Below are 16,688 nucleotides of genomic sequence, written 5' to 3' on the forward strand. Positions count from 1 at the left end.
TGTATCGGACTTATCTGAGAAATGATTACACACTTCTTAACGAAAAAAATGAGAAATCCCTACATACTTCTTAACAAAAAACATCTAACTTAGGTATTGACAACGACAAATACAGGGTGTTATCTTTAAAAGTGCGGAAGTGATGAAGGCAGAAACCCCAAATAAGTTTCTGAATCCTCCATGACCTCAGCACTGTACAAACTCTATGAAAACAACAAAAAGGTATACCTACCATGGCAGTTGAAAAAACTAACTCTTCCTCTAGCTTGGCTGAAGTTATTGACCGTATTCTTGACAAAGGTATCGTTATTGATGCCTGGGCTCGTGTATCTCTGGTGGGAATCGAATTATTAGCGATTGAAGCTCGTGTAGTTATCGCTTCGGTTGAAACCTACCTCAAATATGCTGAAGCTGTTGGTCTGACTCAATCTGCAGCGGTTCCTGCTTAAGGACTGATTCCAGATTCTCCCATCTGCTCAGTGAAAACCCTACTGGGGTTTCCAGATTCTTAGCTTTTCTTTGATCCCTATTGAGTTTAGTTACCTCTCTCTTGGGGCGCAATAGTTTATAATTGACAGTTTGGCACGGCAACGGATAGCGAAACAAAGCTAGATCCATACAAATTGTTTTTGTAAACGTGATTTTGTCCTTTGTAGCTAGGTTTACCCCCTACCACCAGAGTGTGGGACTCACTATTTTTCGGAATAGAAAGTCATTTTTGGTGTGGAAGCTGCGCCCTCTGAGATGCGGTAGTTCGATAGATCAATTTTGGGATCAGCACTGTACACTTTCTATACAAACAACAAAAAGGTCTATTACCATGGCAGTTGAAAAAACTAACTCTTCCTCTAGCTTAGCTGAAGTTATCGATCGTATCCTTGACAAAGGTATCGTTATTGATGCTTGGGCTCGCGTATCTCTGGTGGGCATCGAATTATTAGCGATTGAAGCTCGTGTAGTTATCGCTTCTGTTGAAACCTACCTCAAATATGCTGAAGCTGTTGGTCTGACTCAATCTGCAGCGGTTCCTGCTTAAGGATTGATCCCAGATTCTCCTATCTGCTGAGTGAAAACCCGACTGGGTTTTCCAGATCATCGGCTTTTCTTTAAATCCCTATTGAGTCTAGTTACCCCTCTCTTGGGGCGCAATGGTCTATGATTGACAAGGTTGGCACGGCAACGGATAGCAAAAACAAAGCTAGACCCATACAAGTTATTTTTGTAACCGTGATTTTGACCTTTGTAGCTAGGTTTACCGCCTATCGCCAGAATGTGAGGCTGACTATTTTTCTGAGTCGAAAGCCATTTTGGGGGTGGGAAGTTGCGCCCCTCAGTCTGGGGTGGTCCCCTACCTCAACTTTGGGATGATAAGAAAAGTCGAAATCTGCTGTATCTCCCCCCAGTCTCCGTGAAGGTTTTTCTAACGGGTGATTGGGTCAAATTCATTCCATAGTATTTAGTAATTGAGGACAACCCCATGCCTGCTCTCATGGAACAGTTCCGCCAGGATCGTTTATCGATTGCTGAAGAAGTAGCTAAACTCTCGCGAGAAGTACAATCTTTTCTGTTGGATGTCAAAACTGAAAGACAAAAACAAGCGCAAGAACAGGCAACTGCTTTGCGCCAATCTTTCCAAAAAGTTCAACAGGAAAGCCACTTGTTTTTAACAGCTACCCAAAAACAGCGTTTAGCTCAAGCGGAAAAGCAAAAAGAGGATTTACGTCAATTTCAAGAACAACGTTTAGCGGAAGCCAAACGGCTAGACAACGACTTACGTCAACAGCGTCTAGATCGAGCCAAACAGCTAAAGGACGATTTAAGTCAATTCCAAGAACAACGTTTAGCAGCAGCAAAACAGCTGGAGAACGACTTACGTCAACAGCATCTAGATCGAGCTAAACAGCTGAAAGAGGATTTAAGTCAATTCCAAGAACAGCGTTTAGCGGCAGCGAAACAGCTAGAGGACGACTTACGCCAACTTCATCTAGATCGAGCTAAACAGGTGAAGGATGATTTAAGTCAATTTCAAGAACGACGTTTAGCTGAAGCGAAACAGCTAAAAGACGAATTGCGTCAATTTCGTCAAGATTTGTCTATCTACGTTTTTGGCAAATAAATCTCTAGGTTAATTCCAACCCACTTAAGCCTAGGGCTAGAGTAAAACCCCTCTAGTCCCTTTTCCTGGCTAAACTAGAGGACTATCTGAGAATACAACAATAAGCCTTTGGTTTTCAATCTACCATGCTGATCCTGCTTTTCTAAGTTTCTAGACTCAACCTAGGAGTGTTGGGTTCCTATCTAGTCCTCTCTAGGTCTCTGGTAAATTAAAAAGTATGATAAAGCTTCACTCAGTCTATAGTTAATGTCGTGATTAGTAGTCTTTTATTGACAAAGGAGGTAAGGGAAAAGGACTGCATCTGGGCTTATCATTGTTTAAGTCTTGATAAAGTAATCTAGACAAGAATTTTAGACCCTTAGCCCTTTGACTAATGAATCTCCTAAAAATACCTTCAGAATCAAGGTTCTAGAGCTAATTGGTGACAGTTCCTAATCTTTTGGGATATTATATATTATGAGGTAAGCCTTAAAAGTCAAAGCCGATTAAACTTCTTGCCGTAAAATTCTGGTGACACAAGCGTCCTTGCCTACTCGGTTATTGAGGGGAAACCTAAACAGGCGGTTGTTAGCTCAAAAATGCCCGTCCGCTTCAGGCGGGGATTATCAATAGTATTTACTAGATTTCAACTATGACATTTACTGAAACTCAAACAAGAAGATCCGTTCTCTCCCTTCGCCCCGGTCAATTTGTTGTTACGCCTTCGATTGATCAAATTGCCACTCGCGCCTTACGTTATCTAAACTCTGGTTTTTCCATTCATCTATGTGGTCCAGCAGGAACGGGAAAAACCACCTTGGCAATGCACCTGGCCAATTGTTTAGCCAGACCTGTGATGCTAATCTTTGGCGATGATGACTTTAGCAGTTCCGATTTAATTGGTAGCCAATCTGGTTATACCCATAAAAAGCTGACGGATAACTATATCCACAGCGTTCTCAAAGTTGAAGACGAGCTAAAACACAACTGGGTGGATTCTCGCTTAACAATGGCCTGTCGAGAGGGTTTTACCCTAGTTTATGATGAGTTCAATCGTTCTCGACCTGAGGTCAACAACGTTTTACTCTCTGCCTTGGAAGAAAAAATTCTCACCCTGCCACCCACTAGCCATCAACCCGATTACCTACAAGTCAATTCTCAATTTCGGGCAATTTTCACCTCCAACCCAGAAGAATATTGCGGGGTTCATGCTACCCAAGATGCTCTAATGGATCGGTTAGTAACCATTAATATGCCTGAACCAGATCAACTGACTCAGACCGAAATTCTTGCCAAAAAAACGGGGATTGGTCGAGATGATGCCTTATTTATTGTCAACCTCGTCAAAACCTTTCGTTTGAAAACCGAGGCTGAAAAAACTTCAGGTTTGCGCTCTTGTTTAATGATTGCTAAGGTCTGTGCCTCTCACGATATTGTGGCTAGCTCCTCTGATGCGGACTTCCGTGATATCTGCGCCGATGTTCTTTTGTCCCGCACGAACTTATCTATTGATAAGTCAAGAGCAATTTTATGGGAAATCCTCGACGACGATCTGGTAGAACCCCTATCCGTTGTAGAGGAAACGGAGCCTTCCGAGGGCCAAGCGTCAACTTCTGAGCCTTCGACAGGAAATCAATCGTTAAAAGCCATTCAATCTTTACTGCGAGGCAACTTGCCCCAGCGAAAAGACTAATTTTATACTCTTATTGAGTGAAACCAACCGTGACTTCTTCCACTTTTGCTGGCTCGCTCAAAAACCAGTCAAGCAACTCCCTAAAAACAGCAACTCAAGGTTCGAGTTTAGCGGATATACTCGAACGAGTTTTAGATAAAGGAATTGTAATTGCCGGCGATATTTCCGTTTCGATCGCCTCCACTGAACTTATAAATATCCGCATTCGTTTGTTAATTGCCTCTGTTGATAAAGCCAGGGAAATGGGGATCAACTGGTGGGAAGGAGACCCCTACCTCCATAGCCAATCCCAAGCTTTACTAGCAGAAAATCGGGAACTTTCGCTCCGACTCCAAACCCTGGAAACTGAGCTTGAAACCCTAAAATCCTTAAGCCAATTGAGTGCAATAGAGAGCCATGATACCAGTCCGAACGATGAAGCACATTCCTCAGATGCGTGAAATTCCTCACCTGAATCCTCAAAGGTTAGGAAATTTACACGAGACGATTGCTCCCCTTGATAAAGCTAGGGAAACTGCGATTAACAGCTTGCAAGGTTATCCCTACCTCCCTAGCCAAGGCCAAGCTTTATTCGCAGAAAACCTGGAACTTTCACGCCGACTTCAAACCTTAAAATCCTTAACTAAATGGAGTGTAATGGAGAGACGTGATGGCAGTCCGAACGATCAAGCACATTCCTCGTATATATTGAAATTCCTCAATTGAGTCCTCAAACGGTCAAGAAGTTTACAGCAGTTAACGATTGCCTCTGTTGATAGAGCAAGGGAGATGGCAATTAATGGGTGGGCAAGCGACTCCTATCTCTATAGCCAATCCCAAGCCTTATCAACAGAAACCCCGGCAGCTAAACTTTGAGCCTTAAAATCCCTACCCCAATCGGGGGCAATCGAGGGCTACGATACCAGTTAAAATAATCAAGCACATTCCTCCTGTCGGGTAAATTCGTCACTAGAATCTTCACAGGGCGGCGGGAAGTTGACATTGCTTGGTTAGATCATTTTTTCCCTCAGATAAAATTTCTTGGCCAAGCCCCCCACTAGAGACTCACCCTTAAGAACTCCTCATTTACCAACTCCAACCATGACACTTGCTTGCACACCTTACGATTCTGATAATCAAGCCTTGCTGACCAGTCCAGAAAGTAATAGCCAAGCTGGTTTAGCCCCTTTACTGTTAACTGTTGTGGAACTGGTACGCCAATTGCTCGAAGCCCAAATCATTCGCCGGATGGAAAAAGGGGTTCTCAGTGAGTCTGATTTAGATAGGGCTGCAGAAAGTATACAAAAATTGCAAGAACAAATTCTCCATTTGTGTGAAATTTTTGAGGTTGAGCCAGAAGATTTAAATGTCCACCTAGGAGAGTTTGGCACTCTTTTACCGGAAGCGGGGAGTTATTACCCGGGAGAGGAGGGTATTAAGCCTTCTGTGTTAGAATTAGTGGATAGACTTCTCAATACAGGAGTTGTTGTGGAAGGAAATGTTGATCTGGGTTTAGCTCAATTAGATCTAATTCATCTAAAGCTTCGTTTGGTTTTGACTTCTCAGCCGCTTTAATTTGGGAGAATACTGATGACAGTGGGTCTTTATTTATATGGCATATTTCCCGAACCAGTTCCTGACGGACTGGTTTTGCAGGGGATTGATAATGAGCCGGTTCACAGTGAGATGATTGATGGTTTTAGTTTTCTCTACTCCGCTGCTCATAAAGAGAAGTATTTGGCATCCCGTCGCTATTTAATTTGCCATGAAAAAGTATTAGAAACTGTCATGGAAGCAGGGTTTACAACGTTGTTGCCCCTGCGGTTTGGCTTAGTTATCAAAACCTGGGAATCTGTCACCGAACAACTAATTACTCCCTATAAAACCCAACTGAAAGAATTATTTGCTAAACTGTCAGGACAACGAGAGGTTAGCATTAAGATTTTTTGGGATAATCAGTGGGAATTACAAGCGGCTTTGGAGTCTAATCCTAAGTTAAAACAAGAACGGGATGCGATGATGGGGAAAAACTTAAATATGGAAGAAATTATCCATATAGGTCAACTCATTGAAGCCACTGTATTGCAACGGAAACAAGACATTATTCAAGTCTTTAGAGACCAATTAAATCATCGCGCCCAAGAGGTGATTGAAAGCGATCCGATGACGGATGACATGATTTACAATGCAGCTTATTTAATTCCCTGGGATCAAGAGTCCGAATTTAGCCAAAACGTTGAAGCGATCGATCAGCAGTTTGGTGATCGCCTAAGGATTCGCTATAACAATTTAACTGCACCCTATACCTTTGCCCAACTTATCTAAGGAGATTATCAGTTATGTTTCTCGATCTTTTACTTCTTCCTGTTACCGGCCCTATTGGTGGTCTGATCTGGATTGGGGAAAAAATTCAAGAGCGTGCAGATATAGAATATGATGAGGCGGAAAATTTGCACAAATTATTATTATCCCTGCAACTATCTTACGATATGGGTAATATTTCTGAGGAGGAGTTTGAAATTCGGGAAGAAGAACTTTTATTAAAAATTCAAGCCTTAGAAGAAGAGGCGGCAGAAAACGAAGCTGAATCTTCTCTCTAAAATTTTTCTATACTTCGCAGTTTCAGAACTGGCAATCTTTGCCACCAGATAGATCATGAACAAAATCACAAACTGTAAGCTTAGTAAGGGCGGATTTGACAAGCTCAAGAACTCGTTGAAGCTTGGTCAGAACTAGCCCTTGGTTAAGCCTTAATATTCTAGGTAAAAAGTTTGGAAATTACTGGAATTATTAGAGGAGTGAGCAACAGTTTTGGGGGAATCAGGTTTTTTAGCTACACTAGGAGGGTTAGCTGTACGCAAATTTTGAATACTTTGTTCTGTAGTCTCAATTTGCTCTGTCACAAACGTGAGACGGTTTTTTAATTGCTGAAGCTGCCGCTCCATCATTTCTAATTTTTCTTGGATACGTTGTTTTTCAGTAATTAACTTATAAAGCTCAAGTTGGTGATCTGCTTCAGATTGTTTCCGAGGCATGGTGCTAATTTTAGATCTAATTGGTCTGGGTGGACGAGTGGTTGTCATAACAATCCCTGAATAACTTAGAATATTCTAGCATATCAACGCCCCAATATAAAAACTCGTAAAAAATCGTCAATTTTCTTTTAGTAAACCCTATGAAATTGTACAATCTATATACTTACGCTTTTTTGAAAACCCCCATAGAAAGCCTAAAATTACCGGTTGGAATGGCTAACCCATTGTTACTGATAACTGGTGGAGATCTCTCGGCCGTAGTCGAACCCGAAGTTTGTTTAGACACTTTACAAAATGATGATGAACGCTTGATTCAATCGGTTTTATGTCATGATCGAGTCATCTGTGAATTATTTCAACAAACCACTATTTTACCCTTACGTTTTGGCACATCTTTTTTAGAGGCAGAAAATTTACTGACTCATCTTTGTTCTCATGCCCAAGAATATCAAGAAAAAATTGAAGAACTTGAGGGAAAAGGAGAATATCTTTTAAAATGTATTCCCCGTAAGCCAGAGGAGCCTGTACTCTCTTCTGAAAGCAAGGGCAGACAATATTTTTTAGCCAAAAAACAGCATTATGAAGCCCAACAGGATTTTTATACTTTGCAAGGTTCAGAATGGCAAAATCTCGGGCATTTAGTCACCCAAAGCTATCCGTCAACGAGGATTATTACTGCTCCGGGGACAGAATCACGAATTTATCTTTTAGTTAATTTTCAAGAAGAACCTTTACTAATCGAGCAAGTCTTGCATTGGCAGAAAGCTTGCCCCCGTTGGGAATTACAATTAGGACAAGTTTCTCCCCCCTATCACTTTACTTAACTTGATTTCTCTATGACTAACTTTAACTTGGTAAATAACGCTCTAAGTTGCTATGACACTCGACATTTAGTTATGTTTAGTGGCAAAGGAGGAGTGGGAAAAACCACCCTTTCCTGTGGATTTGCTCGCCGTTGGGCTAAATTATTTCCCGAGGAACAAATCCTGTTAATCTCAACCGATCCTGCTCATTCTTTAGGGGATGTATTGCAAACAGAAGTTAGCGATCAAGCATCACCTGTAAAAGACTTACCCAACTTAAAAGTTAGGGCATTAGATGCGGAAAAATTGCTCTTAGAATTTAAAGAAAAATACGGAAAATTTTTAGAACTTTTAGTAGAACGGGGCAGTTTTGTTGAAGGAGAAGATTTAACTCCTGTTTGGGATTTAGACTGGCCAGGTTTAGATGAAATCATGGGTCTATTAGAAATTCAACGATTACTAATAGAGAATGTTGTAGATCGAATTGTTGTTGATATGGCTCCCTCTGGTCATACCTTGAATTTATTGGGGATTAAAGACTTTTTAGAGATTATTTTAAATTCTTTAGAGTTGTTTCAAGAAAAACATCGTGTTATTTCGCAAACTTTTTCAAAAACCTACAATGCCGATGATGTGGATGACTTTTTAGTCAAAACACAAGCAGAATTAACCGAAGGCAAACGAATCCTACAAGATCGGGATTTTACCCTTTGTTTAATTGTGGCAATTGCCGAACCGATGAGTTTATTAGAAACCGAACGATTACTCAATAGTTTGCATCACTTAAATATTCCCTGCGGCAGCTTATTTATTAATCGCATTCTAACGGATCCTAATCAAAATTTAGATCGCTACAGTGAGCAACAGCAACTCCTCGATAAATTCCTAAAAATTCCAGGTCAAGAGACAATTTTCACCCTGCCCCAACAGGCAAAAGAACCCCTAGGAGGTGAAGCATTAGATCAGATCATGAGTCAAATTGAAATTATCGAAAAAGTAGAATTTATGGCCCCGCCTCCTATTCAATGGCCGCAAAAAATTCTGCCGAGTTTTAGTGATTTTATTGACGACAAACGCCAACTCATTATCATTGGTGGCAAGGGGGGAGTGGGAAAAACCACGGTTGCCGCGGCCATTGGTTGGGCGTTAGCTAATCGTCATCCCGATCAAAAAATTAGAATTATTTCTATTGATCCGGCTCATTCTTTGGGAGATGCCTTTGGGACAAAATTAGGACATCAATCCACACAATTAACTGCTAATTTAAGTGGTCAAGAAGTTGATGCTAATATCGTTTTAGAAAAATTTCGGGATGATTATTTATGGGAACTGGCAGAAATGATTAGTGGTGAAGGTAAGGAAGAAGGGAATATCAAACTAGCTTATACTCCAGAAGCTTGGCGGCAAATTGTCGCTCAATCTCTGCCAGGAATTGATGAAATGTTGTCCCTAGTAAAAGTAATGGAGTTATTAGACCAGAAACAACAAGATTTGATTATTTTAGATACGGCTCCTACCGGTCATCTCCTGCGATTTTTAGAAATGCCAACGGCTTTAGGAGATTGGTTAAGTTGGATTTTTAAGCTTTGGATGAAGTATCAAGATGTCTTAGGGCGTGTAGATTTAATGGGACGATTGCGAATCTTAAGACAACAGGTGATGTCTGCCCAGAAAAAACTCAAAGACCCCCAACATACAGAATTTATTGGAGTTTTGCAAGCCCAAGATGCTATCGTTGCCGAACAACTGCGATTGACAGCATCTTTGAAAAAAAAGGGAGTCTATCAACGTTATGTCGTGCAGAATCGTTATCATGCTAATGAGGAAATTGATCGGGATTTATTCCCAGAGCAAACTTTGATCCGCTTACCCAGTTTACCCCGGTCAGTAGAACCTCTAGCCCGGGTCAAAGCCGCGGCAGATCTGTTATTTTAAAGGTAATTAGTCTTTAAAGTCGGACTTCTTAACCCCATCTATCACCCAGTCCCCATCCTTCACTTGACTCAGGAGAAATTTTATGGTAGAACTATTCAAAGGCTTTGAGCAATTAGTCGAACTGGCTAAAACCTTAGAGGAAAAACTGGAAAAAGGGGAAATTAAAACCGAAGTGCAGTTTAACTCTCGTTCCTTGAGTAACATCCCCCGTGCTGGCGGTATTCCCCGTTCAGGGGGAGTTTCTCGCCCGAGCAATGCTGGTGGGGATGATTTTGAGGTGAATCGCAATCGCGATACCCCCACCGATTCAGGGGTTGAAGACAGTGTGACACCGCCCGAAGGACCGACCACGGCTTCCCTGAAAGATGTTGGTGGCTTGACGGAAGTGATTAAAGAACTCAAGGAACTAATTGCCATTCCTCTGAAACGCCCCGACTTATTGGCCAAGTTAGGACTTGAACCCACTCGCGGCGTTCTCTTAGTCGGCCCCCCTGGAACTGGTAAAACCCTGACTGCCCGTGCTTTGGCCGAAGAACTCGGTGTTAACTATATTGCCTTAGTTGGACCAGAGGTGATCAGCAAATATTATGGGGAGGCTGAACAAAAACTGCGGGGAATTTTTGAGAAAGCCAGTAAGAATGCGCCTTGTATCGTTTTTATTGACGAAATTGATAGCATGGCACCCGATCGCAGTAAAGTTGAAGGGGAAGTAGAAAAAAGACTGGTGGCCCAATTGCTGGGTTTAATGGACGGTTTTGCCCAAAGTCAAGGGGTGATTGTTCTAGCGGCGACAAACCGTCCCGACCATCTTGACCCTGCCCTCCGTCGCCCCGGACGGTTTGACCGAGAAGTCCTCTTTCGGGTGCCTGACCGCAAGGGCCGTTTAGAAATCCTGCAAATTCTCACCCGTTCCATGCCCCTAGATGAATCAGTTTCCTTAGATCTGATTGCCGATAATGCGGTGGGATTTGTCGGGTCAGATTTAAAAGCCGTTTGCCAGAAAGCGGCCTATAGTGCTTTGCGGCGGCAGGTTCCTACGATTGACTCGCAAATTCCAGAAACAATGACGGTGGTCCAAGCCGACTTTTTGCAAGCCCTGAAAGATGTTAAACCGGCGGTGTTGCGCTCTGTGGAAGTGGAGTCTCCCCATGTGGCCTGGGACAATATTGGCGGACTTGAACAGATTAAACAAACCCTACAGGAGTCTGTGGAAGGGGCATTACTCCATCCGCAATTATATACGCAAACCAAAGCCCAAGCTCCCAAAGGTATTTTACTTTGGGGTCCCCCCGGAACGGGAAAAACCTTATTGGCCAAAGCGGTTGCATCTCAGGCGCGAGCTAATTTTATCAGTATTAATGGACCTGAGCTTTTGAGTAAATGGGTGGGGGCGAGTGAACAGGCGGTGCGTGAGTTGTTTGCCAAAGCTCGTCAGGCAGCCCCTTGTGTGGTTTTTATTGATGAAATTGATACTTTAGCACCGGCAAGAGGTCGTTATAGTGGGGATTCAGGCGTGAGTGACCGGGTTGTGGGACAAATCCTCACGGAGTTAGATGGGTTGCAAACGGCGGCAACGATTTTAGTGATTGGAGCCACTAATCGCCCAGATGCGTTAGATCCAGCCTTATTGCGAGCGGGACGGTTAGATTTACAGTTAAAAGTTGATTTACCGAATGCCTCTAGTCGTTTAGCAATTCTCGGTGTCCATAATGATGAACGTCCTTTAGAGGATGTGGATTTAGGCTATTGGGCCGAGGCAACCGAAGGCTGGAATGGCGCAGATTTAGCGTTATTATGTAACCAAGCGGCACTGATGGCAATTCGTCGTTATCGCCATCAGGGAATGACTGACCCGGCTGATATTCGCATTACAACGGCTGATTTTAATCATGCTTACCAACTGTTGGTTGAACAGCGTGCCAATTGATTTTTTTCCCCCTTACTTTAAGTAAGGGGGGAGAATCTCAACTTAGGAAAACCATCCTAAAAAGAAAAATTTGCCAAAATGTCTGCATTGACTGTTCGTCGGCGCTATTGTCTAGCTTTTGAGCGTTTTTTCCAGCTGGGCTACCCTTGCTTTCTGTTGCTTCAAATCGGCTAGTTGTTTTAGTAATTGTTCTCTTACTTCATAGCGATAGGCAAAAAAATGCTCACCTATCCCTAGGGTCGCTAGATACTCTTCTAGCAGACGGGGTTTGACCCAGGCAATCACTGCCAGTTGCCACCAGAAACGGAACCGCGTCGGTCGGACAATCCCCTGTCGCCAGAGCAGGGAACGGAACAATTGCCACTGTTGCCAATCTAATTTACGGTTCGATTTGCCGCGCCATCCCCCCATGATCATGAAATGGTTGAAGGTTCGTTTCAGGTAGTTAACAGGATCATAGATTTCCCAGAAAGCATCGATGTATTCTTCGGTAATCTCTTCCACCGGGCGAGTTGGCTCAAAGTTCATCATCGCTCCCTGATGGAAAGTACCCATGCCATCCACCAGACGACCTTCCTGTTGCAGGCGATTCCACAGGGCGGTATTTTGCAGGGCCTGGAGCAGGCTAAACTGCCCTTGGGGAATACTTGCCTCCATAATAAAATCTTTGATCCGCTGCCCTGCGCCTGGTTTCTCATTGTCAAAACCGATAATGAAGCCAGACATAATCTGCAGCCCCATGCGGGTAATTTTGTGACAGGATTCGATCAGGGATTGGCGGGTGTTTTGAACCTTGTTAATGCCCATTAAGCTATCGGTATCTGGTGTCTCAATCCCCATAAACACCAGCATAAAGCCGGCCTTGACCATTAGCTCGATCAGTTCGCTGTCTTCAGCCAGATTAAGGGAAGCTTCCGTAATCAGTTTAAAGGGATACTGGTGTTGCTCCATCCAGGGGATCAACTCCCGCAGAAACACCTTGGCATTCCGCTTATTGCCAATGAAGTTGTCATCCACAACAAAAATGTAGCGCCTCCAGCCCAGTTGATATAACGTCTCCAACTCAGCCAACATTTGTTCTGGGGTTTTGGTGCGCGGTTTGCGGCCATAGAGGTTGATGATGTCACAAAATTCGCATTGAAAGGGGCAACCGCGAGAAAACTGCACGGTAATCGCCAGATAGGCATCCAGATCTAGTAGATCATAGCGGGCGATCGGTGTCATGGTTACATCTGGTTTCTCACTGGCTCTAAAGACACCACTCGGTTCACCCCGCTCCAGGGCCGCCAGGAACAGCGGGATTGTCAGTTCTCCTTCATCGAGAATCAGGTAATCTGCCCCAGCTTTTTGGGCAACTTCTGGATAGGAGGTGGGGTAAGGCCCGCCCACAGCCACTTTTTTACCCAACTGCAACCCTTTGGCAATCAATTCTTGAAAGTCCTTTTTCTGAATGATCATGGCGGAGATGATTACCAAATCGCACCACTCCCAATCCGAAGCCGTTTCTAATCGGACATTGCGATCAACAAACCGGATTTCCCAATCCGATGGTAACAGGGCTGCCACCGTAATTAAACCCAGGGGCGGATTAGTTGATCTTAAACCGGCTAGATCTAAAGTCTCTTGATAGGACCAAAAGGAGTTGGGCATCAGCGGCCACAGTAATAGGGCTTTCATTCAGGTGTCTCCAATGAAGAAGCTATATGCTTTACATACTAGCCACAAAGCCCAAGTCGATCAAGACTTTTTTAACATCTTTTTTTACTAATAAATTAGTTCTAAATAAATTGTGAAAAAATAGCTATTTTTTGGAGATTAGCACAATTAAATGAACTATGCTTGCTAAAAACTCGTGTTTTCCCATTTTTATCAATGCAATCTAGAGGCTGTTTGCCTCTTTTGGGTATTTTTAGGTAGGTTTACTAAAAAATGCTGATTCTGAAAAACCCTCTTAAAATTAGCAAGTACTGAATAGTAAAGGTTTCGTTTCAGTTCCTAGGAAGTCTATTTTATCGGTAAGCTGTTAGTAATTTAAATTGCTTGTTGAGACGAGGCAAGGGGCAAAAGGCAAAAGGCAACTTAATTCTCCTCACTTAGGAGAGGAACAATCTCGCAGATAGACAGTCAATCATACTTGGGTGTGATTGTCTGGTTTTAACTAATTGCGGTAAAATTAACCTAAATTCTCTATCGGCAAATTCGATGACTTCCTTCACTACTTCCCTGGCTCTTTTAAGTCAATTTAAATTGGGAGATTTAAACCTAGAAAATCGTCTTGTGCTTGCTCCCATGACGCGAGCGCGAGCGGGAGAAAAACGTCTTGCTAATGAGATAATGGCCGAGTATTACCGGCAAAGGGCCAGCGCAGGATTAATGATTACAGAAGCGACGGTAATTTCTCCCCAAGCTAACGGTTGGCAAAATACCCCCGGTATCTACACCGATGAACAAGCGCAAGCATGGCAAATGGTGACTAAAATCGCCCAAAGAAAAGGAACACCAATTTTTTGTCAATTGTGGCACTGTGGTCGCGCTTCTCATCCCAGTTTTCAGGAAAATGGGGCTTTACCCGTTGCCCCTTCCGCAATTAGGATTAAGGGGGAGTTGCATACACCCATAGGCAAACAGCCCTACGAGACCCCTAGAGCCTTAGAAACCGAGGAAATCCTCACAATTGTCGCCGATTACCGCCAAGCCGCTCAGAGGGCAAAATTAGCGGGGTTTGATGGCATAGAAATTCACGGGGCTAATGGTTATTTAATCGATACTTTTCTACAATCGGCCACTAATCAGCGTCAGGATAAGTACGGAGGCAGTTTGGAAAATCGCTATCGTTTTTTACAGGAAGTGGTCGAGGCAATTTTAACTGTTTTTCCCAGTCATCGGGTGGGGGTGCGTCTGTCTCCCAATGGAGTTTATAATGACATGGGTTCCGAGGATTTTCGAGAAACTTTTCTCTATATTGCCCAAAGATTAAATGAGTACAATTTAGCTTATTTGCATCTGCTAGATGGCTTGGCTTTTGGTTTTCATCAAAAGGGTCAACCGATGCTTTTATCCGAGTTTCGGGCTGTTTTTAATAGTGCATTAATCGGCAATTGTGGTTATACAAAAGAAACTGCTGAAGCCGCTATTCAGTTAGGAGATGCGGATTTAATTGCTTTCGGTCGCCCCTATATCAGTAATCCCGATTTGGTGGAAAGATTCGCCAATAATTGGCCCCTTAATCCCGATGCTGAGATGAAAGATTGGTATTCTTTTGACAAGGAAGGTTATATCGATTTTCCCAGTTATAAACCCTAGTTAAGTAGCTGGTTATAATTAAATTAAAAATGGATTTTAGGTTTGATCCCCCCTGCCCCCCTTGATAAGGGGGGTGCCGATAGGCGGGGGGATCTACCCTTGATAAGGGGGGTGCCGATAGGCGGGGGGATCTGAAAGTTTTTAATACCTACCTACTTAGGGTTTGCTGAATAAATGTGAAATGTAGGCAAAGTAAGGGTTTTGGGGCTTTTCTTCCGAAACAGGTGCAAGATTTTGAGAGAATCGTCGTTCAAAACCTTGCGTCTTCATCGGCCCGCGTTCTGTAGGGGCGAAGCATTCGGGCAATAACCTATCGGTGAAACCGTAGATTTTCTATCCGAATGCTTCGCCCGTACTTTTTCAGCAGACCCTACTTAGTATTAGATATGTGTAATTAATTGTGTCTAGCTACTTATCCATTATGTGCCAAAATTCAATAAGCGAGAGCGCCTTTTTCCCTAACCAAAAAGGAAGGCTTTTAAACCTTCCTTACCATAGAATTGGTCATTTATTGACGTTTGCGAGCCAATAAACCCAGAGAACCCACCGCTAATAAGCCTAAAAGGGTGCCTGGTTCGGGGGTTGTCTGTGTCTGGGCAGGTTGAATGGTCCAGTTAGCAGCAACGATATTACCTGATACATTGGTCAAATCGACCCTTTTGCCGAAATTATTAGTATAGTAAACACCATTGAACCCATCCACGAGCCATGCGTTAGGTGTTTGTGTAGAATTGGTTGAGACGACATTGACATTACTCAAATCAGACCAAACAAAAGGAACAGCCGTTAACTGTCCTGAGGCATTGGTGACAAAGCTTCCTGTAGTACCATCCAACCCATCACCCCCATTAGGATTAAAGGTGGTAACGTGGGCCCCATTACCAAAATTGAAGGTGACAGTCACAATGTTACTGGCGTTCCATGTTTGGTTGAACAGGGAAGTTCCCCCATTGTCAAGCTGATAGGTAATAACCGCAGTATCACCGGCAGTAACGTTATCGACAGTAGCACTGAAAACAGTACCCGTATAGGTAGCGGTAAAAACGGCTGCATGGGCGGGAATGGCAGTGAAAACGGCACAAGTCACCGCAGGAAGGCAAAGGGCTTTTAGCAGTTGATTAGTCATTTTTGATTAATTGACAAGTTAATTTCATGGCTAATAATGGGGAAAAATTGATATTTATACCCCATAAATCATTGCTTAACAGCAATAAGCAGCCTCATTCTACCCCCCCCCCCGAATTTGTCAAGTATTCTCCGTTTTTTATTGATGAATCCGGAAAAAAGCCCATCAGGGAGAGACTGGAAGGGTTCGCCAAGGAAACATCTTAAATTAATCAGTAATGATTAAGATTGAGCTATTTTAGGGGTTAAAGTCGGTCCTTATTCCCCCCTTTATTAAGGGGCGTTAGGGGTGAGCAAAACGTCCTAATCTTAGCGCGTAGTGCTATAAAATAAGAGCATGAAAACTGACACGATTTTTTATCAACTCTTTCAATCATTCCCCTCTATCTTCTTTGAATTAATTCAACTCCCTATCACCGAAGCCAATGCATGAGTAGAAAACGGGTTTCTCGGAGAAACCCGTTTTCTGTGCGTTACTCAACGGATTTAGTATGAGGTACAATTTCAAGAAGATGAGGCTTTTTATCAGCGCTTTTTCACCGAAATATTCTTATATCTCAGTAAAACTGACTTAACCAATGATTGGCGGGGTGTGATTGTCTATCCTAACCCTCAAGTAGAAACCAATCAAGTTCAACGCTATCGGGAACTCCTCAACTCCGAGCGAGTGAGACGGATTTATCTGAATGAATTAGAAAACATTCCTCAAACTTCGATTGGTTTAGCTACAGTCCAATTAATCACCCTATCTAAAGCAAAAGCGATTGATAGCACCCGAAAATTAATCCAAAGA

Annotated in this window: 16 protein-coding genes and 1 pseudogene; 14 read left to right on the forward strand and 3 right to left on the reverse strand. The window is 43.0% G+C overall.

Annotated elements, in window-relative coordinates; translation table 11 throughout:
- Positions 1 to 233: 233 nt before the first annotated feature.
- The 9 genes from gvpA (IM485_RS15085) to IM485_RS15125 all read left to right on the forward strand — a co-directional run bounded on the left by gvpA (IM485_RS15085) (position 234) and on the right by IM485_RS15125 (position 6,367).
- Entirely contained in the window at positions 234 to 449 is a 216-nt protein-coding gene (gene gvpA, locus IM485_RS15085) for a gas vesicle structural protein GvpA (RefSeq protein WP_002735503.1), read from the forward strand.
- A gap of 371 nt (positions 450 to 820) precedes the next feature.
- Positions 821 to 1,036, forward strand: a complete 216-nt coding sequence (gvpA, locus tag IM485_RS15090; RefSeq protein WP_002735503.1) for a gas vesicle structural protein GvpA — start codon at positions 821 to 823, stop codon at positions 1,034 to 1,036.
- Positions 1,037 to 1,477: 441 nt separating this feature from the next.
- On the forward strand, positions 1,478 to 2,116 hold the full coding sequence (gene gvpC / locus IM485_RS15095; protein ID WP_104395504.1) for a gas vesicle protein GvpC: 639 nt from the start codon (positions 1,478 to 1,480) through the stop codon (positions 2,114 to 2,116).
- A gap of 631 nt (positions 2,117 to 2,747) precedes the next feature.
- A complete protein-coding gene (gene gvpN, locus IM485_RS15100) occupies positions 2,748 to 3,788 on the forward strand; it encodes a gas vesicle protein GvpN (RefSeq protein ID WP_002803848.1) in 1,041 nt (346 codons plus the stop codon).
- Positions 3,789 to 3,817: 29 nt separating this feature from the next.
- Positions 3,818 to 4,228 carry a gas vesicle protein gene (locus IM485_RS15105; RefSeq protein WP_002796982.1) on the forward strand — a complete coding sequence of 137 codons (411 nt, stop codon included), beginning with the start codon at positions 3,818 to 3,820 and terminating at the stop codon, positions 4,226 to 4,228.
- Entirely contained in the window at positions 4,185 to 4,493 is a 309-nt protein-coding gene (locus IM485_RS15110; protein ID WP_002803843.1) for a hypothetical protein, read from the forward strand. Before IM485_RS15105 ends, IM485_RS15110 begins: the two co-directional genes overlap by 44 nt.
- A gap of 375 nt (positions 4,494 to 4,868) precedes the next feature.
- A complete protein-coding gene (locus IM485_RS15115; RefSeq protein WP_287744093.1) occupies positions 4,869 to 5,342 on the forward strand; it encodes a gas vesicle protein K in 474 nt (157 codons plus the stop codon).
- A gap of 15 nt (positions 5,343 to 5,357) precedes the next feature.
- Positions 5,358 to 6,092, forward strand: a complete 735-nt coding sequence (gene gvpF / locus IM485_RS15120; RefSeq protein WP_287744095.1) for a gas vesicle protein GvpF — start codon at positions 5,358 to 5,360, stop codon at positions 6,090 to 6,092.
- Between the two features lie 14 nt (positions 6,093 to 6,106).
- Positions 6,107 to 6,367 carry a gas vesicle protein GvpG gene (locus IM485_RS15125; RefSeq protein ID WP_002803833.1) on the forward strand — a complete coding sequence of 87 codons (261 nt, stop codon included), beginning with the start codon at positions 6,107 to 6,109 and terminating at the stop codon, positions 6,365 to 6,367.
- 150 nt (positions 6,368 to 6,517) lie between these two features.
- Here the strand turns inward: IM485_RS15125 and IM485_RS15130 are convergent, their stop codons facing one another.
- Complete coding sequence (locus IM485_RS15130) at positions 6,518 to 6,850, reverse strand: gas vesicle protein (RefSeq protein ID WP_002755304.1); 333 nt, start codon at positions 6,848 to 6,850, stop codon at positions 6,518 to 6,520.
- 92 nt (positions 6,851 to 6,942) lie between these two features.
- Between IM485_RS15130 and IM485_RS15135 the strand changes: the two genes are divergently transcribed.
- The 3 genes from IM485_RS15135 (at position 6,943) to IM485_RS15145 (ending at position 11,467) form a co-directional block, all read left to right on the forward strand.
- Positions 6,943 to 7,626, forward strand: a complete 684-nt coding sequence (locus IM485_RS15135) for a GvpL/GvpF family gas vesicle protein (RefSeq protein ID WP_287744097.1) — start codon at positions 6,943 to 6,945, stop codon at positions 7,624 to 7,626.
- A 12-nt stretch (positions 7,627 to 7,638) separates the two neighbouring features.
- Entirely contained in the window at positions 7,639 to 9,540 is a 1,902-nt protein-coding gene (locus IM485_RS15140; protein ID WP_287744099.1) for an ArsA family ATPase, read from the forward strand.
- Positions 9,541 to 9,622: 82 nt separating this feature from the next.
- Positions 9,623 to 11,467, forward strand: coding sequence for an AAA family ATPase (locus IM485_RS15145; protein ID WP_287744101.1), 1,845 nt, complete (start codon positions 9,623 to 9,625; stop codon positions 11,465 to 11,467).
- Positions 11,468 to 11,578: 111 nt separating this feature from the next.
- On the opposite strand, the gene IM485_RS15150 is transcribed toward IM485_RS15145, so the two are convergent.
- The gene (locus IM485_RS15150; RefSeq protein ID WP_287744104.1) at positions 11,579 to 13,144 is read right to left on the reverse strand and encodes a B12-binding domain-containing radical SAM protein; all 1,566 of its coding nucleotides are present in this window, start codon (positions 13,142 to 13,144) and stop codon (positions 11,579 to 11,581) included.
- Between the two features lie 525 nt (positions 13,145 to 13,669).
- On the opposite strand from IM485_RS15150, the gene IM485_RS15155 reads away from it, so the two are divergent.
- On the forward strand, positions 13,670 to 14,770 hold the full coding sequence (locus IM485_RS15155; RefSeq protein WP_104395512.1) for an alkene reductase: 1,101 nt from the start codon (positions 13,670 to 13,672) through the stop codon (positions 14,768 to 14,770).
- A gap of 508 nt (positions 14,771 to 15,278) precedes the next feature.
- Here IM485_RS15155 and IM485_RS15160 read toward each other — a convergent pair.
- Entirely contained in the window at positions 15,279 to 15,896 is a 618-nt protein-coding gene (locus tag IM485_RS15160) for a PEP-CTERM sorting domain-containing protein (RefSeq protein ID WP_287744108.1), read from the reverse strand.
- Between the two features lie 336 nt (positions 15,897 to 16,232).
- Here IM485_RS15160 and IM485_RS15165 point away from each other — a divergent pair.
- Positions 16,233 to 16,688, forward strand: a pseudogene (locus IM485_RS15165) (Rpn family recombination-promoting nuclease/putative transposase); the annotation flags it as partial.

The sequence above is a fragment of the Microcystis sp. M169S2 genome (assembly GCF_020245865.1).
In the GTDB taxonomy this organism is placed as follows: domain Bacteria; phylum Cyanobacteriota; class Cyanobacteriia; order Cyanobacteriales; family Microcystaceae; genus Microcystis; species Microcystis ichthyoblabe_A.